This is a genomic window from Arthrobacter sp. 05L421 (genome assembly GCF_056397785.1).
The window spans coordinates 68,098-91,263 of record NZ_JBFTOC010000001.1; the positions used below are offsets into that span (position 1 = coordinate 68,098).

17 protein-coding genes are annotated in these 23,166 nt (G+C 66.9%); 4 read left to right on the forward strand and 13 right to left on the reverse strand.

The window, feature by feature from the left end; genetic code table 11:
* Window positions 1–68: 68 nt before the first annotated feature.
* Window positions 69–1,067 (reverse strand): glycosyltransferase, encoded by a 999-nt coding sequence (locus AC1DKQ_RS00325; RefSeq protein WP_476882851.1) that lies wholly within the window; start codon window positions 1,065–1,067, stop codon window positions 69–71.
* 141 nt (window positions 1,068–1,208) lie between these two features.
* Here AC1DKQ_RS00325 and AC1DKQ_RS00330 point away from each other — a divergent pair, with 141 nt between their 5' ends.
* The 3 genes from AC1DKQ_RS00330 to wecB all read left to right on the forward strand — a co-directional run bounded on the left by AC1DKQ_RS00330 (window position 1,209) and on the right by wecB (window position 5,627).
* Window positions 1,209–2,354, forward strand: coding sequence for a glycosyltransferase (locus AC1DKQ_RS00330; protein WP_476882850.1), 1,146 nt, complete (start codon window positions 1,209–1,211; stop codon window positions 2,352–2,354).
* 109 nt (window positions 2,355–2,463) lie between these two features.
* On the forward strand, window positions 2,464–4,470 hold the full coding sequence (locus AC1DKQ_RS00335) for a DUF6541 family protein (protein WP_476917913.1): 2,007 nt from the start codon (window positions 2,464–2,466) through the stop codon (window positions 4,468–4,470).
* A gap of 80 nt (window positions 4,471–4,550) precedes the next feature.
* Window positions 4,551–5,627: a non-hydrolyzing UDP-N-acetylglucosamine 2-epimerase gene (gene wecB, locus AC1DKQ_RS00340; RefSeq protein ID WP_476917914.1), complete on the forward strand. Its 1,077-nt coding sequence runs from the start codon at window positions 4,551–4,553 to the stop codon at window positions 5,625–5,627.
* 115 nt (window positions 5,628–5,742) lie between these two features.
* Here the strand turns inward: wecB and AC1DKQ_RS00345 are convergent, their stop codons facing one another.
* The 11 genes from AC1DKQ_RS00345 to glf all read right to left on the reverse strand — a co-directional run bounded on the left by AC1DKQ_RS00345 (window position 5,743) and on the right by glf (window position 18,024).
* Window positions 5,743–6,843 (reverse strand): glycosyltransferase family 2 protein, encoded by a 1,101-nt coding sequence (locus AC1DKQ_RS00345; protein WP_476917915.1) that lies wholly within the window; start codon window positions 6,841–6,843, stop codon window positions 5,743–5,745.
* Complete coding sequence (locus tag AC1DKQ_RS00350) at window positions 6,836–7,957, reverse strand: glycosyltransferase family 4 protein (protein ID WP_476917916.1); 1,122 nt, start codon at window positions 7,955–7,957, stop codon at window positions 6,836–6,838. Before AC1DKQ_RS00350 ends, AC1DKQ_RS00345 begins: the two co-directional genes overlap by 8 nt.
* Window positions 7,954–9,117, reverse strand: a complete 1,164-nt coding sequence (locus AC1DKQ_RS00355; RefSeq protein WP_476882845.1) for a glycosyltransferase family 4 protein — start codon at window positions 9,115–9,117, stop codon at window positions 7,954–7,956. Before AC1DKQ_RS00355 ends, AC1DKQ_RS00350 begins: the two co-directional genes overlap by 4 nt.
* Window positions 9,114–10,109 (reverse strand): Gfo/Idh/MocA family oxidoreductase, encoded by a 996-nt coding sequence (locus AC1DKQ_RS00360; RefSeq protein ID WP_476882844.1) that lies wholly within the window; start codon window positions 10,107–10,109, stop codon window positions 9,114–9,116. Before AC1DKQ_RS00360 ends, AC1DKQ_RS00355 begins: the two co-directional genes overlap by 4 nt.
* Before the next feature lies 1 nt (window position 10,110).
* Window positions 10,111–11,202, reverse strand: coding sequence for a DegT/DnrJ/EryC1/StrS family aminotransferase (locus AC1DKQ_RS00365; protein ID WP_476882843.1), 1,092 nt, complete (start codon window positions 11,200–11,202; stop codon window positions 10,111–10,113).
* Window positions 11,199–11,795, reverse strand: a complete 597-nt coding sequence (locus tag AC1DKQ_RS00370; protein WP_377985485.1) for an acyltransferase — start codon at window positions 11,793–11,795, stop codon at window positions 11,199–11,201. Before AC1DKQ_RS00370 ends, AC1DKQ_RS00365 begins: the two co-directional genes overlap by 4 nt.
* A 48-nt stretch (window positions 11,796–11,843) precedes the next feature.
* Window positions 11,844–13,133: a nucleotide sugar dehydrogenase gene (locus AC1DKQ_RS00375; protein ID WP_476882842.1), complete on the reverse strand. Its 1,290-nt coding sequence runs from the start codon at window positions 13,131–13,133 to the stop codon at window positions 11,844–11,846.
* 100 nt (window positions 13,134–13,233) lie between these two features.
* On the reverse strand, window positions 13,234–13,959 hold the full coding sequence (locus AC1DKQ_RS00380) for an ABC transporter ATP-binding protein (RefSeq protein WP_277522924.1): 726 nt from the start codon (window positions 13,957–13,959) through the stop codon (window positions 13,234–13,236).
* Window positions 13,960–14,841: an ABC transporter permease gene (locus AC1DKQ_RS00385; protein ID WP_476882841.1), complete on the reverse strand. Its 882-nt coding sequence runs from the start codon at window positions 14,839–14,841 to the stop codon at window positions 13,960–13,962. It lies immediately after the preceding gene.
* Window position 14,842: 1 nt separating this feature from the next.
* Window positions 14,843–16,840, reverse strand: coding sequence for a glycosyltransferase (locus tag AC1DKQ_RS00390; RefSeq protein WP_476917917.1), 1,998 nt, complete (start codon window positions 16,838–16,840; stop codon window positions 14,843–14,845).
* Window positions 16,837–18,024, reverse strand: a complete 1,188-nt coding sequence (glf, locus tag AC1DKQ_RS00395; protein WP_476882839.1) for a UDP-galactopyranose mutase — start codon at window positions 18,022–18,024, stop codon at window positions 16,837–16,839. The genes AC1DKQ_RS00390 and glf overlap by 4 nt, the downstream gene beginning before the upstream one ends.
* A gap of 262 nt (window positions 18,025–18,286) precedes the next feature.
* On the opposite strand from glf, the gene AC1DKQ_RS00400 reads away from it, so the two are divergent.
* Window positions 18,287–22,702: an FtsK/SpoIIIE domain-containing protein gene (locus tag AC1DKQ_RS00400; protein WP_476917918.1), complete on the forward strand. Its 4,416-nt coding sequence runs from the start codon at window positions 18,287–18,289 to the stop codon at window positions 22,700–22,702.
* Here AC1DKQ_RS00400 and AC1DKQ_RS00405 read toward each other — a convergent pair.
* Window positions 22,670–23,065 (reverse strand): hypothetical protein, encoded by a 396-nt coding sequence (locus AC1DKQ_RS00405; protein ID WP_476882837.1) that lies wholly within the window; start codon window positions 23,063–23,065, stop codon window positions 22,670–22,672. The two genes, AC1DKQ_RS00400 and AC1DKQ_RS00405, sit on opposite strands and share 33 nt — an antisense overlap.
* Between the last annotated feature and the right edge of the window lie 101 nt (window positions 23,066–23,166).

Below are 23,166 nucleotides of genomic sequence, written 5' to 3' on the forward strand. Positions count from 1 at the left end.
CGGCCGCCCGCATTCCCCGGCGGTTCGTCCGCCACCAGGTTGCGGGCGGTTTCCTACCCGGCAGTTCCCTACCGGGTAGCGATCCCCCGGTACAGATCCTCCAGACGGTCCACGTACGCCGCCGCGTCGTAGCGGGGCAGCGCCCACGTTGACCCGCCCAGCGTGCGCGCGGCAGCCTCCGGGTCCTTGAGCGCTTCGAGGACCTGCGCCACCACTTCGTCCTCTGTTCCCTCCAGAACCGGGGGCGTCGAGCCGTCGTCCGGCCGCGCCAGGCGCGTCCCGAGGGCGGCCAGCGGCACGCCCATGCACAGGGCTTCGAACTCGCTGGTGGCGAAATTGTTGGTGGCCTGACCGACGCCGACATGGGCGCCGGACATGATGCGATGGTATTCCTCTTGCGACATGCGCTCCAGCAACGTCACGCCGGCCTCAGCCGCCCGTCCGGCCCCGGGCCCCCAGTTCAGTCCGAGAATCCGCACTTCCTGACCGGCTGCGCTCCGGAGCCGGCGAGCCAGGCTCAACTGCCGCTCCACCCCCTTGTCCTCGTCCCAGCGCGAGACAAAGAGAATGGTGGGCCGGGCGTCCGGCCGCCAGGCGGGGAGGCTGGCAGCGTCAACCAGGGCCGGAAGGAATTCGGCGTCGGGCCGTGCCGCCAGGGCGTTTTCGGCGGTGTCATTGTTTGCGTAGAAGACGTGCGCGGCACCGTCGATGGCACGCTGGATCTCATCGTGGAAGGCAGGATCGGTCCATTGTTTGCGAATGTCTGTACCGTGCAGGGTCAGGGCGTAGGGGCGCCGCGGCATGCCGCGTTCCCGGAGCAACCGCGCGCTGGTGGCGTAGTGGACATGGACGACGTCGGCCTTCCATAATCTTGCGGCCCTTCGGGTGACATACGGAACAAAGCGCGCCCGGGCCAGGACCGGGTTTGCCGGCGCAGGGGTCAGGGGGCGGACGAGTTCGGGCGGCAAATAGTCCCACGTCTTGCCTGCCCGGCCGGCGGCCCGGACCATGGTCCGGGCCACGAAAGCGCAGTCGTTGAATTGAAGGACATGGGGATCGGCGCTCATCCCTGCCGCCTTGGTGCTGCGGCTGCGGGGGACGTCCCGTGGAGAAATGAGCCACCGCGGGGGGAATCCCGAGTTTCGTTTTGCACCCAGTAAGGTTATCGCGGGACTCCCCAAATAACCTCGTTCAGGAGTGCTTAGTCCATGCGCCAAAGCATCGAAGTCGTCATCCCGGTCCATGATCCCGCGCGGCCGGTAGCGCGCGGGATCGCGTCCGTCACCGAGCAGCGCTCCGCGCTGGGCACCCGCGGCGTCGACCTGCACGTGACAGTGGTGCTGCACAACCTTCCAGCGGACAGCCTGACCCAGCCAGGGTTCCCTTCCGGCCTCGCCGGTGTCACCTATCTCGCACACACCGACGGCGTGGCGTCACCGGCCGGCCCCCGCAACTACGCTCTGGGCCGCAGCAGTGCGACCTACCTGAGCTTTCTTGACTCGGACGATTATCTGGAACCCGGCTCGCTGCTGTCGTGGTGGCAAGTGGCCGAGAAGCATGCGGCCGCGGCGGTGATCGCACCGCTTCGGACGCCGTCGGGCAGCATTCTTCCGTCCCCACGAATTCGACCGTTAAAGCCCCGGGTCCTCCACCCCCTCCGGGACGGGCTGGCGTACCGCAGTGTGCCCTACGGACTGTTGCGACGGGAGAGCCTGCTCGCCCTTGGGTTTGGCTACACCGAGGGCATCCTGACCGGCGAAGACATCGAGCCGACGCTGCGGCTGTGGTTCCGTTCCGGTGCCATCTGCTATCCGTATGGCGCGCCTGCGTACCGTCAAACGGATGACTCCGGGCCGGCCCGCGTGACGAGCTCCGTCCGGCCGCTACGGCAGGAGTTCGCGTGGCTGGAACACCTGCTTGACACGGACTGGCTGCGGCAGGCGTCGACGCCGGAAAGGCGCGCCATCGCGCACAAGGTTTTGAGAGTGCACGGCATCGGAGCCCTGCTCAGACGCGCTGACGCCCCCGACTCCCCCGGCCAGGCCCCGCTGTGGGATCCCGAGGAGAGCCTGTACTGGCGCGGAGTGGCCGGCAGGGTCCTGGCTCTTGCCGGCGGTTCCATTCCAAGTATCAGCCGCCGTGACGCCGAACTCATCGGGGCCGCGGGAACGGCCGGGGAGCTTCGGCAGCTGCGCGCCCTGGCGGCTAAGTACCGGGGGTCCGGACGCCGGGGGGCATTGCTCACTCCACGGCTGCAGAATTCACTGTCCCGCGACTCGACGCTCCGCCACTACCTCGGCGAGAGACTGCGGGCGGCGGCCGGCGTTTTCACGGCACCGCCCGGAGGGCCTTGATAACGGAGCCCGCGCCACCATCGGGGCCGCTGCCGGAGGCCCCCCGGCGCAAGATCATCAGCCTGGCTTGCTAGACTCGAGTCGATAATTCGGACGAGCAGGAGCATTAATGAACTGGTGGCAGGCGTTTCCCGCTATCGCCGTGGCCGCACTCTTGATGTTTCTCCCCGGGTTTGTGCTCGCGAGGGCACTGGGCGCCAAGGGCTTCGCCTCCGCGGCAATGTCCCCCTTAGCCTCCTGCGGACTCATCGGGCTCGCGGGCGTAGTGGGAGGACTGTTCCGGCTGGGCTGGGGACTCTTCAGCTATCTGCTCGTGACAGCCATCTGCACCGGTTTGGCGTTCCTGCTACGGCGATTCCTTAGCGAACGGGTTTCCCCTGTCGCGCCGGCCTCGGCGGCGCCCGCCGTCCAATGGGCGGCAATCCTGGGCGGTATGGTGGCGGGCTCCGCCCTCATCTTCAACCGCCTGCTGCCGGCCATCGGCCAGCCCGGAAACTTCGCCCAGGTGTACGACAACATTTTTCACCTCAATGCAATCCGGTACATCCTCGAAACCGGCAACGCCTCGTCCCTGACGCTGGGCCGGATGCTCAGCCCGGAATCCGGGATTGCCATCTACCCGTCCGTATGGCATTCGCTGGCGGCCCTCGTTGCCCAGCTGACCAACAACGACGTCTTTGTCAGCGAAAACGCGGTGGTGGTAGCCGTCAGCGCGCTCCTGTGGCCCTTCGCCTGCATCATGCTGGTCCGGGGCATCGTCGGACCCCGCATCCTGCCGCTGGTGGTTGCCGGTGCCCTGAGCGGCGGCTTCTGGATGTTCCCCTTCCAGCTGCTGCAGTGGGGCCCGCTCTACCCCAACACCCTTGCCTACAGCTTGCTGCCCCTGGCGCTGCTCGTCCTGGTGGGGCTGTTCAGGGCCGGCCGCGAAAGATTCCTGGACGACGTCAGCCTCTGGTCCTTCCTGCTCATCGCGGTTGCGGCGCTCTTCCTTTCGCAGCCCAACGGTGTCACGGCGCTCTTGGCGTTCTCCGTTCCGCTTATTGCCGCCGCGTGGTTCTCCCAGATGCGTGCCCGCATCCGCGCCAAAGCCGGCAAGAGGTCCATCGCGCTCACAGTTCTTTGGGGTGTGGCCTCGGCGGCTGCCTTCCTTGTCGTCTGGCAGGCGTTGCTCCTGAACTTTGACAGCTGGCAACCGAGCCGGACCCTGGAGCAGGCTGTGGGCGACGTCGCCACGGGCACACTCCTGGGCGGCGGCGACACCATGGTCGCCTCGGTGGCGGCCCTGGTCGGCATCATCACCATCATCTGGCGGCGGAGGGGTGGCTGGATTATTGCCTGCGCACTCATTGCGGCTGCCCTCTACACCGTCGCCGTCGTCATGTACCAGGGCCGCTTCCGGCACTTCACGATCGGCAGCTGGTACCAGGACCCCTACCGGCTCGCGGCCTTGGTGCCGCTGTTCATGATTGTCCTTGCCAGCGTGGGCGCGGACGGCCTCGTGTCCGCGGTCAGGGGATGGCTTCACCGCATCGCCGCGAAACGCTCCGCCCGCCGGCAGCCCGGCCTTCCTGAGTTCAGGGGATCTGGGGCCCTGTACGCCGTCGCAGCAGCCGCGATTCTTGCGCTCGCGCTCTCCACCCTGGTGGATCGCGTCCACAGCCCCGGGCTTGACGCAATATCCACCAAGATCAAGAACTCGTATTCCTTTGTCCCGGGCTGGGCGGTCTCCAGTGATGAATTCGCCCTGATGTCCCGGCTCGATTCGACCGTTCCCAACGACGCCGTTATCGGCGTCAACCCGTTCAACGGCGGACCGCTGGCCTACGCCATTTCCGGCCGTCACGTCACCCAGTACCATATTTCACCGGGGCCCGACGCCGATCTCAGCAAGATTGCGATGGACCTCACGACGTCGCAGCCTGGAGCTGAAACCTGCCGGCTCGCAGAGAAAGAGCATGTCCGCTACATTCTCGACTTCGGCCGCTTCTACATCCTCAACTTCGTGGAGGCCCAGGCCTACCCCGCGTTCGACAACGTGCTGGCAACCCCGGGAGCAAAGGTCGAACTCGTGGACCATCAGGGCGCGGCCAAACTGTACAAGGTCAACGCCTGCTGACCATGCTGCGCCCGGTCTTGACCGGTGCGCTCGATCACAGCCCGCCGTGGCCAGGCACCGCCATCGCCTAAGCTGGGAACATGCGTATTCTCAGCGTCGTCGGCGCAAGACCACAGTTTGTAAAGCTCGCACCGATCGCTTCAGCCATCTCCGGCCGGGCCGAGCACCTGATTGCCCACACCGGCCAGCACTATGACGAACTCATGAGCGATGTCTTCTTCCGCGACCTGGGTATCCCCGCGCCCGATTTCAACCTCGGCGTGGGATCCGGCAAGCACGGCGCACAGACCGGGGCCATGCTCGGAGGCCTCGAGGAGATCATGGAAGAGGCCAAACCAGACTGCGTACTGGTGTACGGCGACACGAACTCCACCTTGGCCGCTGCGATAGCCGCGGTCAAGATGCACATACCCCTGGCTCACCTTGAGGCGGGGCTGCGTTCCTTCAACCGGCGCATGCCCGAAGAACATAACCGCGTCCTGACCGACCACGCCGCGGACCTGTTGCTGGCCCCCACCCACGTGGCCGTTGACCACTTGGCCAACGAGGGCCTCGCGGCCAAGACGGTCCTCGTCGGCGACGTCATGACCGACGTCCTGTACCAGGTCCGTACCCTGCTGGAGAGCCGGAAAGAGCCGCTCCCCCTCGACGTGGCCCCGCAGGGATACTACGTCAGCACGGTCCACCGGCCGGACAACACTGACTCGCCGTCGCGCCTCGGATCCATCCTTGCGTCCCTGGCCTCCCTGGACCGCCCTGTCCTGCTGCTCGCCCACCCGCGCCTGGTCAGTTTCGCAGACCGTCACGGACTGACGCTGGAACAGGGAAGCATTCGGGTCTGCCCGCCGCTGGCCTATCCGCAGCTGGTCAACGCCGTCCTCAACAGTGCGGGCGTCATCACCGACTCGGGAGGCCTGCAGAAGGAGGCCTTCCTGCTGCGGGTGCCGTGCACGACGATCCGTCCCGAGACGGAGTGGGTTGAGACCCTCGAATCGCGGTGGAACGTCCTGGTGAGCGAGGACCTCTCCATCCTGGCCGACACAGTGAAGCGGCCAGCACCAGAACCCACGGACGCGGCACCGTACGGCGACGGGCACGCTGCCGAGAAGATCGTGGACGCGCTGCTGACCTTCAACGCGGAGTCCGGCCGACAGTAAGAGGCGCAGGCGCCTATGCGGGGCGGGAATGGGCGACAAATAGCCTGTTGCCGCCCCTGCTGCTTTAAGACGTTGCCGCCCCTGCTGCTTTCCGGCATCGCTAGAGCAGCAGGGGCTAGAGCAGCGCGGACGCCGTCATGAACCGCAGCGGCGCTTCTGGATGCAGCTGTGCCGCCAGGGTCGACGCGATCAGGGTTTGCGGCCGCCCGAACTTGCGGCGCGCTGCGGCTGCCGCCAGCATCTCAGCCAACGGGCCAGGGGTAAGAATGCTGCGGAGCAGCCGGGCGTCCGCCAGGGACAAGGGCCCATCCGCCCCCGGTGCCGCGGCCAGAAGTGTGCGGGCCACGCCCGCGAGGTCTTCGCGCTCCGCATCCGTCCAGCCGCCCTGGTCCATGCGAGGGAGGACCACGCCAAAGACGTGGACCCGCAAAAGCTTGGTGACCAGGGCCTGACGCTGGGCCAGGGGAAGCGCCACGAACCAGGGGTCCGCGACGAGTTCCAAGGCAAAGGCGAACAGCTCGCCCATCTCGCGCCGCTGACCCGTGACCCGATCCTCGGCGTCGGCGCCGACGACGTATTTGCCGGCCCCCCGGGCGTAATCGATCCGCCCGCCACCGAACCACAGTTTGGCGGAGAATATCTGGTCCTCCCCCGTCCGCAGATCAGCGCTGAATTCGAGGCCGAGCCGTTGAATTTCGCTGCGTCGCAGCAGGCCCAGGGGCGCCGTGCGATAGCTCAGGCGGTCCTTGAGCGGATCCAGGCTGAACCGCCTGCCCACCCGGACCGGCGGAGTCCGGACCGGCGCCCCGCCGGCATGGCGCTGCGGGGCGATGACCATCGCGGAAGAGTGGCTGCGGGCGAGCTCCAGCCACTGGCGGAGGGCGCCGGGCTCAAGATGATCATCGCTGCCAAGGACGCAGACGAACTCGGCCGTAGCCTGCTGCAGCGCATAGTTGAAGGGCCCGGCCGGGCTGGGAATCCCGTCGCGGAGTTCCAGGAACCTGGTGGCTGCAGCCAGCCCGGGTGGAACGTTCCTCGAAATCTCGTCCCTGGAAATGTTGTGGCACACCACCGTGACCCGGACGCCGTCGGGGGCGTTCAGCTCCAGGCCGGCCGACGCAATCGAGGAGAGCGCCCTTGCCACGGGCCGGGTGCTGCTGTGCACTGCGATGACGACGTCAACGGCCGGGACCGCCTCCGTTGCCCCGCTATCCACGTCGGCCCCGCCCTGTTGGTCCAGTGCCGGCGAGCACCGGGCCGTAGACGTCTTCGAAGAGCCGGCCGACAGTGGTTCGGCTGAACCTGGCCCGGATGGGTTCAGCAATGGTGGAGGGGTCGACGCCCGCGAAGGTCCGGCGGGCCGCCACGATCGCCTCGGCCAGGGACTCCGGCGAAGCGTCGTCCACGAGGACGCCGTTCGCTTCGGTCACGTAGTCGGTGAATCCCCCGACCCGCGGAACCACCACGGGCCGTCCGGCGGAGAGCGCCTCGGCCGCGGACGTGAAGAAGTTCTCGTGCGCCGTCGGGAGGAAGAACAGATGGGCCTGTTCGAAAAACGCGAAGACTTCGGCTGGTGGGACGGCGCCGACCAGTGTGACGTTCCCGCCGAGCTTCAACTCGGCGATCAGTTCCTCGGCCTCGCGGCGAAGGGGTCCGTCCCCCACCCAGCTGAGGTGCACGTCGTGGCCTGATTCCCTGAGCGCTGCGATGGTCCGGATGGCCAGCAGCGGCCTCTTTCCCGGCACCAAGCCACCAACAGCGGCCAGCCGCAGCCGTTCACGCGCGGGCAGCGGCTGCAGGGGACGGTCGTTGGCGACGACGCAGGGAACCAGCATCGCAGTCTGGGGCCGTGCGAACGCCTGCAGTTTCTCCACGAGTTCTGTCGTCACTCCCGTCACGGCATGCGGAAGCCGCAGAACCCACCGCAACCAGGCGAAACGCGGCCACAGCCCCGCGACATTCCGCGGGTTAGTGACACCGCTCCAGTGCTCAGAGTGCACCCAGGGGGTCCGACGCAGAACAGCTGGCAGGGCCGCTACGAGAGCCGAGGAAAACGCCATCGTGTGCAGCACATCCGCCGTCGAGCATTCCCGCAGCAGCAGGCGGAGCACCGACAGTGCCGTCCACGGCCGGCGGGGGTTCAGGGAGACCCGGCGCACGGGCAGGCCGGCATATGACTCCGTGGCCGCGGGCAGCCCGCTGCCCAGCCTCACGTGCAGCACCCGGACGTCGTGCCGGAGCTGGATTGCCTTCGCGTGCTCCAGGTTGAAGGGCGCCTGGGCGGGCGAGCCCTGACTGGGGAACCACGTGGTGACCACCAGAATCTTCATCGGGAGATCCTCGCCACCGTGGCAATGACGGCCGCCGCTGCCTGGCCTGCTGCCGCGAGGGAAGCGTGGTCCGCCACCCACTGGGAGCGGAGTCCGCGGCCGGTGTCGTCGGTTTCGAGCGCGGCGATCATTGCCGCCGCCACGGCCTGGGGGTCGTGGTCCACGGCATCGCCGAGTCCGTTGGCAGCTACGACTGTCGCGCCCTCGCCGGTCCCGGCAAATATCACCGGGGTCCCGCATCCTGCGGCGGCATAGATTTTGGTCGGTTTGGCGAAGTCATAGCCTTGACCTGGTTTGATGCTGACGAGTGCGGCCGCGGCTCCCCGCAGCCAGGCAGCAGCCTGCCGGGGTGGAACCACTCCGCCGAAAACCACGCTCCCGGGGGCGACCTCGGCCGCCAGCGCTCGGAGGGCCGGCTCATCCGTGCCCTGCCCGAAAAAGCGGATCTCCGCGTCCGGATATTTCAGCTGCACGATCGGCAGCGCGCGGACAAAAACATCGGCTCCCTGCCATTCCGAAATGGTTCCGGTGTAGGCGAAATACGGCCGCTCACTGGCCGCAGCCTCGCCCTGGGGGTTGAAGACTGAGGTGTCGACCCCGTTGGCGACCACCCGGAGCCGCTCCGCCGGCACGCCAAACTTCGCGACTTGCTCGGCGACGGCATCAGAAATGGCGATGACGCAGGCGGCACGTCGCAGCACGAAGCCTTCGACGCGCCGCATCATGCTGACGACGACGGCGGGCACGTCGGTTGCGGACAGCGCCTCACTCCACACGTCGGCGGCGTAGTACACGAACGGCCGGCGACGCAGCCAGCTGCTGAGGGCCACCATCAGCCCGGTGGTGGGCGGTGGTTCGGAGACGACGATGTCGGCGCCCTGAACCAGCAGGCGGAAGAAGGCCGGTATGTCGAAGCTCAGGTACTGGATATAGCCGCGGACGTTGCCGCCCGGGTCCCGCAATACGGGCCAGCGGCTGATTCCGAACGGGACGCTGCCGGCGGAGGCTCCACCGGGGGCGCGGGTGGTTACCACCTGCACGTCAGCCCCCGCGGCCACCAGCCCGTCTACGAGGGCCTGGAGACGAAAGGCAGCGGCTCCCACTTCGGGCGTGAAAAGCCGGGTAGCGACAGCGACCCTCAGGCGGGGAGGTGCCGTCACGAGGCCGCGACTTTGACCATCTGCCCGGTACGCGCGGACTCCAGCACGGCCTCGGCGACGGCGAGCGTGTCCAGGCCTTCGCGCATGGTCACGACGTCGTTGCGGAGCCCCAAGACGGCGTCGCGGAAGGCCTCGTGCTCGGTGCGCAGCGGTTCTGGTTTGGCGATTGCAAGCCGGGTCATGTTGCCCTCGGAGACGCCCCGGAAAGCCGCCATGGACTCCCACTCCGTGGCCACGGTGCCGTTTTCGAAGAACGTCAGGTCCGCCGTGACCGTGTCGGCCACGAAGGCGCCCTTTTCACCGGTGACGATTGTCAGGCGCTCTTTCATGGGCGAGAGCCAGTTCACCAGGTGGTTGGTGATGACGCCGTTTTCCAGCTGCCCGGTGGCCGCCACCATGTCTTCATGCGGACGGCCGCTGCGGGTGGTGACGTGGGCAAAGATCGATTCGAAGCGGCTCTGGGCGAGCCAGGCGGTGAGGTCGATATCGTGCGTGCCGAGGTCCTTCACGACCCCGACGTCGGCGATGCGCGACGGGAAGGGACCCTGCCGGCGGGTGGCGATCTGGTAAACCTCGCCGAGTTCGCCCGCCTCAATCCGCTTCCGCAGCGACTGCAGCGCAGGATTGAAGCGCTCGATGTGGCCCACGGCCCCTACGAGGTTCCTGGACTCGAAAGCGTCCACCAGGCGTTGGCCTGCCGCGGCGCTTTCGGCAATCGGCTTCTCCACGAGGGTGTGGACGCCGGCTTCGGCCAGGGCCAGGCCGACTTCCTCATGCATCCCCGTGGGGACGGCGACGACCGCCATGTCCAGGCCCTGGGCAATGAGTTCCTCCACCGAGGACAGCACCGTCAGGCCACCGGCCACGCCGTGCGGATCGCCGTAGGCGTCCGCCACAGCCACCAGATCGACGCCGGGCAGCTCGCGAAGAACCCGGGCATGGTGCCGGCCCATCATGCCCAGCCCGATCAGGCCTACGCGCAGATTCGCCATCTCAGGCACCGGCCTTGGCCACGGCGTTGACAGCAGCGACGATCCGCTCGAGGTCGTCCTGGCTCAGGGACGGGTGCACCGGCAGGGAGAGCACTTCCTTGGCGGCCGTCTCCGTGTTGGGCAGGTCTTCGGTCCGGTTGAAGGACGGAAGCCGGTGGTTCGGGACCGGGTAGTACACGCCGGTTCCGATGTTGTATTCATCGCGCAGCGCCTTGGCCAGCCCGTCGCGGTCCTCGGTCACCCGGATTGTGTACTGGTGGTAGACGTGGCCAGCCCCCGCCTTGACCGCCGGGGTCCCGACGTTCTCGAGGTTGGCGTCGAGGAATGCGGCGTTCTGCTGCCGCTGCGCGGTCCAGCCGAGCACCTTGGTGAGCTGGACGCGGCCGATGGCGGCGTGCAGGTCAGTCATGCGGGCGTTGAAACCGACGATCTCGTTCTCGTACTGCTTCTGCATTCCCTGGTTGCGCAGCAGCCGAAGCTTGTGCTCGACGTCGGCGTCCGACGTCGTGACCATGCCGCCCTCACCGGAGGTCATGTTCTTCGTCGGGTACAGGCTGAACATGGCGAAGGTGCCGAAGCTGCCCACCTTTTTCCCGTTGAAGCTTGCTCCGTGCGCCTGGGCTGCGTCCTCGTAAATGTCGAGGCCCCTCTCCGCGGCGAGCCTGCCGAGGCCCTCGACGTCGAAGGGGTGGCCGTACAGGTGGACCGGCATGATGCCCTTGGTCTTCTCCGTGATCAGCGAAGCGACGTGGTCTGTGTCCAGGGTGTAGTGGTCCAGCTCGATGTCAGCGAAGACCGGCGTGGCGCCGGTCAGTGCCACCGCGTTGCCGGTGGCGGCAAAGGTGAAGGACGGCACGATAACTTCGTCGCCAGGGCCGACGCCGGCGGCGAGGAGACCCAGGTGGAGGCCGGAGGTGCCGGAGTTCACGGCGACGGCCGCGCGGCCGTCGACGAGCACCGAAGAGAACTCGGTTTCGAACTCGGCTACCTGCTTGCCTTGGGCCAACATTCCGGAGGCGAGTACGGCATCTACGGCCGCCCGCTCTTCATCGCCGATGATCGGCTTTGCTGCGGGGATAAAGTCCAGGCTCATGCGTTGTCCTCTGCCTCTTTCAGGAAATTTTCTTCTTCAACATATTTGGCGCCGGTCTCGGGGCACACCCAGAACCCGTCCGCCTCACGCAGCGGGAAGCCGGCTTTTCCGACCCAGCCCAGCCGTTTGGCCGGCACCCCGGCCATCAAGGCGAAGGCGGGTACGTCTTTCGTGACGACAGCGCCTGCGGCGATGGTCGCCCAGCGGCCGATCGTCACCGGCGCCACGCAGACGGCTCGGGCGCCGATGGACGCCCCATCCTCGATGGTGACGCCCACGGGGGTCCAGTCGTGCGCGCTCTTCAACGATCCGTCGGGACTGACGGAGCGGGGGTAGGTGTCGTTCGTGAGGACCACTGCGGGTCCGATGAAGACGCCCTTTCCGAGCTTGGCGGGCTCATAGACCAGAGCGTAGTTCTGGATCTTGGTGTTGTCGCCGATCTGGACACCGGTGCCTACGTAGGCACCACGGCCGACGATGCAGTTTTCTCCCAGGATGGCGTCCTCGCGCACCTGGGCCAGGTGCCAGATCTTGGTGCCGGCTCCCAGCACGGCGCGGTCCGAAACATCAGCGCTCGGGGCAATGTTGTTCATCGTGGATCTCCTGTCAAAGGGAAGAAGCGATCGGCGAATCTACCGGGGTCATGCCTTGCCGATGACACGGTACTGGACGCCGTCCCACGCCTCGGGGCTGCTTACCCTCCGGCCGTCGATGAACACCCGGACGCCCGGGAGGTCCCGCGGCCCCAGCGTGCGGTACTCGGCGTGGTCTGCCTGGACCACGGCCGCGTCCGCCGGCTCACCCAGGTGGTAGGGCTGGAAGCCCAGCTTCTGGAGTTCCTCGTCGGTGTACAGCGGGTCGTGGACCAGCGCGTTGGCGCCGCGCAGTTCGAGTGCCTTGACGGCGTCGAACACACCGGAAAACGCAGTCTCCTTGACGCCGCCGCGGTACGCAGCGCCGAGTACCACCACGCGGGCGTCGGTCAGGTCGCCATAGGCTCCCTCGAGCAGCCCGATGGTGTAGGCCGGCATGTCGGCGTTGGCCGCGCGGGCTGCCCGCACCACGGTGGCCTCCGGATCGTTCCAGAGGTACAGCCGCGGGTACACGGGGATGCAGTGTCCGCCGACGGCGATTCCCGGTGTGTGGATGTGGCTGTAGGGCTGGGAGTTGGCGGCCTCAATGACCTGGTAGATGTCGATCCCGGCCGTGGCGGCATAGCGGGCAAACTGGTTGGCGAGGCCAATGTTGACGTCGCGGTAGGTGGTTTCCGCCAGTTTCGCCATCTCCGATGCCTCGGCGGACCCCAGGTCCCAGACGCCATTCGGACGCACCAGATCCGTGCGCTCATCGAAATCGAGCACGGCCTGATAGAACTCGACGGCTTTGGCTGCCCCTTCTTCGGACAGGCCGCCCACCAGCTTGGGGTACTTGCGCAGGTCCTCAAACACGCGGCCGGTGAGCACGCGCTCCGGGGAGAACACCAGGTGGAAGTCCTGCCCCTCGACCAGGCCCGAGGCCGATTCCAGGGCCGGCTTCCACCGGGTCCGGGTGGTGCCGACCGGCAGGGTGGTTTCGTAGGACACCAAGGTGCCGGGCGTCAGGTGCTTGGCCAGTTCGGCGGTCGCCGCGTCCATCCAGCCGAAGTCGGGATTCGCGTCCGCGTCGACAAAGAGCGGCACGACGAGGACTACAACGTCCGCTTCGGGGACCGCATCCGCGTATTCGGTGGTCGCCCGCAGCTTGCCTGCCGGCACCAGCTCAGACAGTTGTTCCTGCAGCCGGGCTTCGCCAGGGAATGGCTCCGTACCGGCGTTGATGAGGTCGACAACCTGTCGGTTGACGTCGACGCCGACGACCTCATGACCCTTGGATGCAAACTGGACGGCCAAGGGCAGGCCGATCTTACCCAACGCAATTACAGCAATCTTCACGATTCTCGTGCCTTTTCTCTCATGCCTGATGGCAGGGCCGAAGGACCTGCCTCCACACTAGCGGCTGCCGCGCCGCGACGGCGGCAGCGAGGTCTGCCGACTAGCTGCGGAGCCTGCTCACCGCATCGCTGATCGGCCCATCGAACAATACATTTCCGTGCTCCAGCAGGACCCCGCGGGCACAGATCCGGGAGACCAGGTCCAGGTCGTGGCTGACGACGACGAGCGTCTTGCCCTTTTCCGCCAGTTCCTGGATCTTGGCGATGCACTTGCGCTGGAACGGTTCATCTCCGACGGCGAGGATTTCGTCGATCAGGAAGACCTCGGGGTCGGTGTGAACCGCTACGGAGAAAGCCAGGCGCAGGTACATGCCGGATGAATAGAACTTGACCTCCGTGTCGATGAATTCGCCAATCTCGGAGAATTCCACGATCGCGTCGAACCGCTCGTTGATCTGCTTCTCGGTCATCCCCAGGATGGCCCCATTGAGGTACACGTTGTCGCGGCCGGACAGGTCAGGATGAAAGCCCGCTCCGACCTCGATCAGGCCAGCCACCCGGCCGCGCGTGTACACACTGCCGGAATCCGGGAGCATGACGCCGGAGATGTGCTTCAACAGGGTGGATTTGCCGGACCCGTTGAGGCCCAGGAGGGCCACGGTCTCCCCCGTCTCCACCATCAGGGAGACGTCTTTCAGGGCGTGGAACTTCTTGGAAAGGTCGCCTTTGCGGCCCTTGACCAGCCACACCACGGCCTCCTTGATGGAACGGGTGTGGCGGAGCACGAACTCCTTGCTGATATTGGAAACTTCGATCGCGTTTGCCATTTACAGCTCCTGAGCGAAGCGGCCCTCAAGCCGCCGGAAAGTTAGCTGGCCCAGTGCCAGGACCACGAGCGAAATGGCGAGGCCGATTGGCAGCCACAGGCTGAACAGGTTCGGCGGCATCGCGGCAGAGCCGTCCGTTGTGGGGTACCAGAATGCGTAGTGGAACAACTCGACGCCCACCGTGATCGGGTTGGCCTGGTAGAGGGCGAAGAGTCCCGGACCCAGCTTGGATTGCACCATCGTCCACGAGTACATGACCGGCGATGCCCAGGTGGCCACCATCAACAACATGTCAACGAGGTTTTCCGAATCACGGAAATATACGTTGGCGGCGCCGAAAAGGAGCCCGAGCCCGGTGGCGAGGAAGCCCACAATGGCGAATCCGCCGATCGCGGCCAGCAGTTGGAACATGTCCGGATGCCACCCTGCAAAGATGCAACCGATCACGAGGACAACGAGCTGGGGGAAGAAATGGACCGCCGACACCCAGACCGACGCCACCGGAAACAGCTCCCGGGGAAGATAGATCTTCTTGATCAGGTTGCCGTTATTTACGATCGACCGTGCGGCGTTCCCGAGGGCTTCGGAGAAGAAGTTGATCAGCACGATTCCGGAGAAGAGATATACGGCGTAGTTCGAGAGGCCGTCCGGGTTTCGTGCGCTGCGTTCCAGGCCGAGAAAGACGCCCAAGGCCACATAGAACACGATGAACTGCACACCGGGCTTCACATAGGACCAGAGGAGGCCCAGGACGGAGCCGCGGTAGCGGACCTTCAGTTCCTTGCGAACCAAAAGCTTAAGCAAAAAACTGGACTGGCGAAGATCCCGAAATCCACCGCCGAGACCCGGGCGGGTCAATTCCCCGGAAATCGTGGTTGTCACGCTATTTCACTTCACTCTGGGTGTGCTCTTCGAAGATTTTCTTCCAGGAATCCAGGGATGTGAGCTCCGGCATCGCTGCCTTGTATTGCCTGCTGAGCGAGTGCCAGTCCTTGAGCAGGGCGGCGTGCAGGCGAGTGCTCTCGGTGAGCATTTCCCGCACGCGCTTGGGGTCCCGCTTGTACCAGGAGGCGCCGGTTCCCTCGGCGTTGGAGACGATGGCGCTGTCGAACTGCGCGATCCGCCACCAACGGTTGTCCTGGTGCGCAATGCTGGTTTGCGGACGTTCCGCGCTCGTGTGGCCCACGGGGCGGAAAAGCTGCCGTGCGACTGTCTTAGCCGCCCAAGGCAGGAGGGTGATCCTGGACGGCTGGGACACACCGTGTCCACGGCGCGGCGGCTTGTCCATCTTGGGTGTCGGGAACTCGTCCGGATTCGTGCGGAAAATCGAGTCGGAGTAGCCGGCCATCATCTTCCGGATTTCGGGCAGCTTCGACGGCAGCAGCTCCGGCAGGCCTGACGGCCCCTTGAGAACGTCTTCGAGCGCCCAGCCGCGGCCGTGGGCGGTCGCGTACTGCATTGACACGAGGTGCTTGATGTCCGCGTACTGTGATTCGCGCACAACGCGGCCGCCGTATTCGTAGGGGCTGTGGAGCAGTGCCGCCACGATCCGGTTGCGTGCGTGGAAGTAAGCCTGCCAGCCGACGAGGTCATCCTTGTCGATCCAGGACACGTGCCACACTGCCGAACCAGGCAGGGAGACTGTCGGGATGCCGTGCGCCTTAGCGCGCAGTCCGTATTCCGAATCGTCCCACTTGATGAAGAGGGGCAGCGAGAGGCCGATTTCCCGAATCGCCGAAGTGGGGATCAGGCACATCCACCAGCCGTTGTAGTCCACGTCGCAGCGGCGGTGCAGCCAGGAGGTCTGGCGCAGGTTCGAGGACAGGAAATCGTGTCCGAGGACCATTTCGTCACTCGGCAAGGATGGCTGGAAGCGGTAAGGGTTGACTACCTCGCCGAACGTGTGGAGGACCGTCCGGTTGTAGAGGTCGAACATGTGGCCGCCGACGATCGTCGGCGTCTTGCAGCGGTCAGCAAAGGTGAGCAGGCGGATGATGCTTTCAGGCTCAACTACGATGTCGTCGTCCATTAGCAGGACGTAGTCACTGCCGTTTTCGACGGCTTCGAACATGCCGCGGGCAAAGCCGCCGGATCCGCCGAGGTTCGACTGGTTGATGATCCGTAGCTTGCCGCCAAGGGAAGCCTTGACGTCGGCGAAGCCCTCTGCGTCCTCGACCTTTTGTGTGCCCTGGTCGACCAGCAGGATCTCCTGGACATGCTTTAGGGCATCCGGGTTCTCCGCCAGAAGCCGGAGATTGTTGAGGCAGAAGTCGGTCTTGTTCAGTGTCGTGATCTGCAAGGTGACCGAACCGGGCGTCTTGTCAGTCGCGACGCCCTGCCACTCGGCGTCGACCATCACCAGCGGTTCGGAGCCTGCCACGAGATCGAACCAGTACCAGCCGCCGTCGCCGAAGGGCGCCAGGGACAGCTCGAAGGTGTTCTCCGCCGAACCCTCGACACGCCGGGTGTCGACGCGCTGCAGGGACCCGCGGGCGTTCGACTTGTAGACGATGACGGATCCTGCGCCCTCGGTGCGCACCTGAAGCCGGACAGACTCTACAGTCGTCCAGCGGCGCCAGTAGCTGGCCGGGAAGGCGTTGAAATAGCTGCCGAAGGAAACGCGTTCCCCGGACCTGACCTTGGTGGAGCTTCGCGACAGGAAGTCCTCAACGTGGGCTTCCTTGGCGGCGCTGCTGATCGTCTGCGGCTTGGTCTTTTTGCCTCCGCGGTCACCGACCGTGGGGAGCTGAATGCCGGTCGCTGTGCCCATGTCCATGTACAGGGGGACCGTGTCCATCTGGCTGGCGTTGGGCAGGATGACCCGCTGCAGGGTGTCCCACTGCTGGGCGGACTCTACCTGGGTATCGGTTGCGGCGCTCATGCGTCCACTCCCCCGCTTTCAATCTTGGCGCCGCCTTCGAAGTGCGGGCGGATCTTGTTCTCGAACATGGTCAGGGCCGAGCCGATCGCCATGTGCATGTCCAGGTACTTGTACGTGCCGAGACGGCCGCCGAAGAGGACATCCTGCTCGGCTGCGGCCAGGTCGCGGTATTTGAGGAGCCGATCGCGGTCCGTGGGCGTGTTGATCGGGTAGTAGGGCTCGTCGCCCTTCTCCGCGGCGCGGGAGAACTCGCGCATGATGACGGTTTTCTCCGTCTGGTAGTCGCGTTCCGGGTGGAAGTGGCGCGGCTCGATAATGCGGGTGTACGCGACGTCTTCGTCGTTGTAGTTCACCACTGACGTGCCCTGGAAGTCCCCGACGTCGAGCACCTCTTCTTCGAAGTCGATGGTGCGCCAGGACAGATCTCCTTCGGCGTAGTCGAAGTAGCGGTCGACGGGTCCGGTGTACACCACCGGGATGTTGCTGACGACCTTGTCCTTGCTGTACTCATGCGACTCGTCGAAGAAGTCCGTGTTGAGCCGGACCTCGATGTTGGGGTGCTCGGCCATCTTTTCGATCCACGCGGTGTAGCCGTTGGTCGGAAGGCCCTCGTACTTGTCGTTGAAGTACCGGTTGTCGTAGTTGTAGCGCACCGGAAGGCGGGAGATGATGCTCGCGGGCAGGTCCTTCGGATCCGTCTGCCACTGCTTGCCGGTGTAGTGCTTGATGAACGCCTCGTAGAGCGGGCGGCCGATCAGCTGGATGCCCTTGTCGTTCAGGTTCTGCGGATCGGTGCCGGCCAGTTCGCCGGCCTGGTCCTTGATCAGCTCCTGTGCCTGCCCGGGGGTGAGGTTGGCCCGGAAGAACTGGTTGATTGTGGCCAGGTTGATGGGCAGGGAGTAGACCTCGCCCTTGTGGACGCCGTAGACCTTGTGGACGTAGTTCGTGAACGTCGTGAAGCGGTTCACGTACTCCCACACCCGGTCGTTTGACGTGTGGAAGAGGTGGGCACCGTAGCGGTGCACCTCAATGCCGGTCTGCTCTTCCTTTTCGCTGTAGGCGTTGCCGCCAATGTGGTGCCGGCGGTCGATGACGACTACCTTCAAGCCCAGCTCAGTGGCGGCCTGTTCTGCGATTGTCAGGCCGAAAAAGCCCGACCCTACGATGACGAGGTCAGCGGTCACAAACTCTCCTGGTTCGAATGCGGGCAGCGCAATGTTGTGCATTGTCTGCTGGTCTAGCCTACCTGAGACGCGGCTGGTATCGGCGAATCGCGGCCAGTCCCACCGTCCGAAGCCGCCCCCGGCACCGGCCCGGAAGCCTTACGTGGCGGGGGTTTCCACGCCGCTCCGAAGCGTTTTCCACATGGCCCGGTTTCCCGGGGGCAGCCGGGCAGATGCGCCCCTAACGTGGAACCGGGCCGCCACGCAGGAAAGGATGCCCCGGATGATTTTCCACTGCACTTTGGTACCCGGCACTCTCGCAACCAGCACGCTGGTGCAGGGTGCCCCCAGATCAGGACCGACGCCGGCGGGGCAGCTCATTGAGCTCGCCGTCGAGGTCCCCGAACCCTGCCCGGGCGCGGACTTGGAGGCCGCCGTCGCCCGGCGCTACGGGACCGGTGGGCTGTCCGTCCGGGGAGTACCGCTCGCCGCCATGACCGTGGGCGAGCCTCCCCTGGTGCAGGGTGCCGTATTGGTTGAGGGTGCCGTATTGGTTGAGGGTGCCGTATTGGTTGAGAGTGCCGTGACCGGCGGCCCGGAAACTGCCACGCTGCTGCTCGCAGTGGACAGCGGTCCTGGCGCGGGCACGCTTGTCGCGCTGCGGAGGGGGCAGTTCCGGATCGGACGCAGCGGTACCGAGATCGTGATCCCGGATGCCGCACTTTCCCGGGAGCACGCGCGCCTGGACGTTTCGGACTCGGACGTCACCATCGTGGACCTCGGCAGTGCGAACGGAACCAGCGTCGACGGCCGGAATGTGCGAATGCTCCCGGTGACCACGGCGTCCTCGATCCGCTGCGGCGACTCCACCATCTCGCTCCGGCTTGGGCTGCCGGTGGCCAACGGTGCCGCGGACTCGGTGACGGCGCTTGCAGGCTCCAGCGTCGCCGCGCCGCTGGTCGTCCGCGGCACGGCCGCCCCCAGCCACCGGGCCGCCGTGGCACTGGCCGCGGTGCTGCCGCTGCTGGCCGGCGTCGGCCTGGCGCTTCTCACCGGAATGTGGATGTTCCTGGCCTTCACGGCAGTCTCTGGAGTGTCCGTTATCGTCCCGTACTTAACAGGCCGTCGGCAGCGCCGCGAGCTTAAAGCCGCTGTGGCGGAGGCCGCCCGGCAGGACAGGGAACGACGCCGGCGGGCCGCTCCTTCCGCGGCGGACCTGGCCATCGGTTGCGCGGCCAGGGCATGCCCGGCCGCCGGTGCACCCCACGCGGAGCCAACGGAGATCTGCCTGCGGCTCGGGCTGGCGGATCAGAGGGCGAATATCCGGCTGGAACCACCCGACTCCGGCTTCCGGCCACCGCCGCTCGGCCAGGTCCCGCTGACCTTGGACCCGGCGCCGGCGGTGGTGACTATCCACGGCCCGGCGCCGGCCGTGGCCGGACTGGTGCGCTCGTTCATCCTTCAGCTGGCGTCCTATCCCCTTGGCGGCAGCACCCGCCTGCTGCTGCATGGCCCGGCGGACACAGTCCCGTTCTCAGCGCGCTTCCTGCCCGGGGTCACACTGTCCGCCAATAGCGCCACCACCGAGGCCCTGTTGGCTGCCGGTCCCGGCAGCTCCGCTGGTCCGGGTGATTCCAGCGAGCCGGGCGCTCCGGGCGGGTCGACGGGCAGTTCCGGCGGTCCGGGTAATTCCGGCGCTCCGGGCGGGTCGACGGGCAGTCCGGACGGCCCGAGCGGTCAGGGGGAGCGATTCGACCGCGGAGTCCTTATCCTTTGGAGCACTCCCGGGCAGCCAGGGGCCGCGCCCGCGCCGGACACCGCCGGTGCAGGGCCGGCGATCAGGTCCCTGGCCACGGCATGCGGGTGGAGGGTGATCGAGTGCACGCAGGCACAGGGTCCCGCAGACCATCCCCGCATTGTCCTCGGCCGGTGCAGCACCCTCATCACACCCGGGGTCCCGCCGATGGACTTCGTCCCGGATCTGGTCCCGGCGGTGGTCTTTGACCGTTTTTGCCGGGGCTTCAATGCCGCACGGCCCATGGCGGCGAATCCCCCGCCGGCGATCCCCCAGCACTGCAGCCTGGCCGACGTCCTTTCCCTAGCGGCGGCGGACATCTCCCGGCGCTGGTCACGGACCGGCGCGGAGGCCGGACTGGGTACGCCAGTCGGGACGGGGCGCACGGGGACCCTGCGGATCGATTTGAAGGCCGACGGCCCGCACTTCCTGGTCGCAGGGACCACCGGCTCCGGGAAGTCGGAGTTTTTGCGGACTCTTGCCGCCGGCCTCGCGGCCAGCCATCCGCCGGACCGGGTCACCCTGCTGTTCATAGACTTCAAGGGCGGCTCGGGCCTGGGCCCACTGACCGGACTCCCGCACTGCGTCGGCATGCTCACGGATCTGGGCGCCGCCCAGGTGGAGCGCACGCTTGTTTCGTTGCGGGCCGAGGTCCGGCGGAGGGAGGAACTGCTCGCCCGGGTCGATGCGCCTGACCTCGCGGCCTACGAGTCGTCGGCGACGGCCAGACCGCCTGTCCCCTATCTGGTCATCGTCGTTGACGAGTTCAGGATCCTGGTGGACGAAGTGCCCGGCGCACTCTCCGAACTCATGAGGATTGCCGCCATCGGCCGGTCACTGGGGATTCATCTCATCATGGCCACGCAGCGCCCGCAGGGAGCCCTGAACGCCGATATCAGGGCCAACGTCACCACCTGCATCGCCCTCCGCGTCCAGTCCGGTCCGGAATCGTTCGACATCATGGGCTCCGGGCTCGCGGCCGCCATCCCCATCGAACGTCCGGGGCGGGCGTTCCTGATCCGCGGGGCCCAGGCCCCGGAAGAGTTCCAGACGGCCGCCCTAACGCCCCGGACCCCTGCGCAGACAGGTGTTGGAGCGGTCACAGTGCGCACCTTCACGGACTCTCTGACGCGGGGTCCTGCAGTACCCGGTGTCCGGGCCGATGGTTCCCCCAACCGTGGGGCTCACGACGGCGGCGCCGCCCTGACTCCGGCACAGGGGGCAGCCCAGCTCATCGGGGCCACCGTGGGCCTGTGGCAGGACGGCGGCGGCCGGCCGCCACGCCGGCCGGTGGCAGATCCCCTGCAGGAGCTGCTGCCCTATCCGGATTCCGGGCATGCGGACCGGGACACGGTCCGGCTGGGCAGGGTGGATCTGCCCGAACTCCAACGCGTCTCGGAGCTGGGCTGGAGTCCTGCCGGACACGGGCATCTGGGCCTCGTCGGCGCCGAGGCCGGCGCCCGCGAGGCCGCCTTGGTACTGGCTGTCGATCAGCTCCTGACGCTCACGGAGGAGTCGCACCTGTACATACTCGACGCCGCCGGCGTGTTCAGCGCCGCCGCGGCGGCGCCCCGCGTCGGCACGGTGGCGGGCCTGGATGAAGTGCGCCGGGCCGCCAGGGTGCTGCGCCGGATCGCCGAAGAAGCCACATCGCGGCTGAGCGGGCCCGCGGCCGGGCCGAAGCCCCGGGTCCTGGTGCTCAGCGGCTGGGGCGCCTGGGTTTCGGCCTTCCGTTCCGGGCCGCTGGCCTGGGCTGAAGACCTGGTCCAGGACATTGTGCGGGACGGTTCCCGGGCAGGGATTACGGTCATCGTCTCTGGCGAACGTGAGCTCGTGACCGCGAGGTTTTTCGCCGCCCTGCCCAACCGCATCTTCTTTCCGGCAGGGTCCACCGACGAGGGCCGGCTGGCGTGGCCACGGCTTCCGGCGTTGGAGCCGGTGGCCGGGCGCGTGGCCGTGTTCGGCGCCTTTGTCCCCGCCCCGTTGGTGGCCACCGGGCACGCGGCCCAGCTGTTCGAACCGCCGGCCGCGGGCGGGCGGGATCCCGCAGGCGAAGCCGTCTCGATGAGGCCCTTCCGGGTGGAAGCGCTGCCTGCATTCGTGACCGTGGACCAGGTGCTGGCTCAATGCGGCAACCCCGGGACGGGGCAAAGGATTCCGCCGCCCGCTCCCCTGCCCGCGCCCGTGCCCGCAGGCATGCCGACCGCCGAGTACCTCCCGGTCCCGGCGGCCGCCCTGCTTCTCGGCGTCGGCGGAGACGAACTCCGGCCGCACGGGATCCGGCTTCCGGCCGGCGGCGTCCTCGCGGTCCTCGGCGGCCCCGGTTCCGGCAAGAGCACGCTTTTGGCTGCGCTCCCGGAACTGAACCCAACCGTTGCCTGGCTCTCGCCGCGGCCGGGAACCGATCCCGGCGAGTACTGGTCCGGGCTGCACGCCAGCGCGCTCGCGGGCACGCTGGACCGGACAGCGATAGCGCTCGCAGACGACGCTGACCTGCTCGCCCCCGAAGCCAACAGCGCCCTGGCGGCCCTGCACAGTCGTGGCTGGAGGGTGATCCTCACCGCGGGATTTGGGCCGGCCTTTGGGCTACGGGTGGATCTGGCTGCCATCGCGCGCAGCCAGGGGCGTGCGGTCCTGATTTGCCCGCGGGGACTCATGGACGGCGAGCCGTTCGGTGTCCGGTTCGAAGCGGAGCACAGTCCTCCGCCGGGGCGCGCCGTCGTCATTTCCGAAGGCCGTGCGAGGCCGGTCCAGCTGGCGGCGCCCTGCTCTCTTGTTCAAGTGGGCCCTGCCGCCCCGACCCCTCCGGTCCGGGCTGCCGGCGGTCGGGTCCGGAACTTGCCCGCGCAGCATCCCGCCCGGGACGGCCCTTTACAGGGCGGGCGGGGCTCCGGCTGCCCGTGAGGCGAACGCTATGACCCGCTTGTCGAATAAGAGCACGATCGCCGTTACGGCGGGGATCAGCATGGCCAGGCCGGCCAGCGGATAGCCACCGGTCAGGGTCGGGAAGCCAATGGTCAGCACGAAGAGCTGGGCCACCAGGGCACCGGCCCGCGGCCAGCGGAACCCCCGGAGCAGGAAGCGGGCCACGGCAAAGAGCCATGCGGAGAACGCCAGCAACAGGCAAAGCGTGAAGACGGCGCCCCAGAAGGAGAGCACCGGCGCTCCGGTCAGGAGCTGCGTCCCGTACCAGCCGGCAGCCACGAGCAGCGCTGCGGCCTCCAGCGCGACAACGACTGCGATGACAATAATCCCCTTTGGCCTCACAGGGCTTCCGGCCGCGGCTCCGTCCGCATTCCGGAGCGAGTTTTCGCCGGGACGCCCGCCGTCATTCGCGCGGGGATTTTCAGCGGGGTTTTCACTGGAGT

Excerpts from the sequence above, each read along its gene's own strand:
- AC1DKQ_RS00325 (WP_476882851.1), bottom strand. The coding sequence starts at position 1,067 with ATGAGCGCCGATCCCCATGTCCTTCAATTCAACGACTGCGCTTTCGTG.
- AC1DKQ_RS00330 (WP_476882850.1), top strand. The coding sequence starts at position 1,209 with ATGCGCCAAAGCATCGAAGTCGTCATCCCGGTCCATGATCCCGCGCGG.
- AC1DKQ_RS00335 (WP_476917913.1), top strand. The coding sequence starts at position 2,464 with ATGAACTGGTGGCAGGCGTTTCCCGCTATCGCCGTGGCCGCACTCTTG.
- wecB (WP_476917914.1), top strand. The coding sequence starts at position 4,551 with ATGCGTATTCTCAGCGTCGTCGGCGCAAGACCACAGTTTGTAAAGCTC.
- AC1DKQ_RS00350 (WP_476917916.1), bottom strand. The coding sequence starts at position 7,957 with ATGAAGATTCTGGTGGTCACCACGTGGTTCCCCAGTCAGGGCTCGCCC.
- AC1DKQ_RS00360 (WP_476882844.1), bottom strand. The coding sequence starts at position 10,109 with ATGGCGAATCTGCGCGTAGGCCTGATCGGGCTGGGCATGATGGGCCGG.
- AC1DKQ_RS00365 (WP_476882843.1), bottom strand. The coding sequence starts at position 11,202 with ATGAGCCTGGACTTTATCCCCGCAGCAAAGCCGATCATCGGCGATGAA.
- AC1DKQ_RS00370 (WP_377985485.1), bottom strand. The coding sequence starts at position 11,795 with ATGAACAACATTGCCCCGAGCGCTGATGTTTCGGACCGCGCCGTGCTG.
- AC1DKQ_RS00380 (WP_277522924.1), bottom strand. The coding sequence starts at position 13,959 with ATGGCAAACGCGATCGAAGTTTCCAATATCAGCAAGGAGTTCGTGCTC.
- AC1DKQ_RS00390 (WP_476917917.1), bottom strand. The coding sequence starts at position 16,840 with ATGAGCGCCGCAACCGATACCCAGGTAGAGTCCGCCCAGCAGTGGGAC.
- AC1DKQ_RS00400 (WP_476917918.1), top strand. The coding sequence starts at position 18,287 with ATGATTTTCCACTGCACTTTGGTACCCGGCACTCTCGCAACCAGCACG.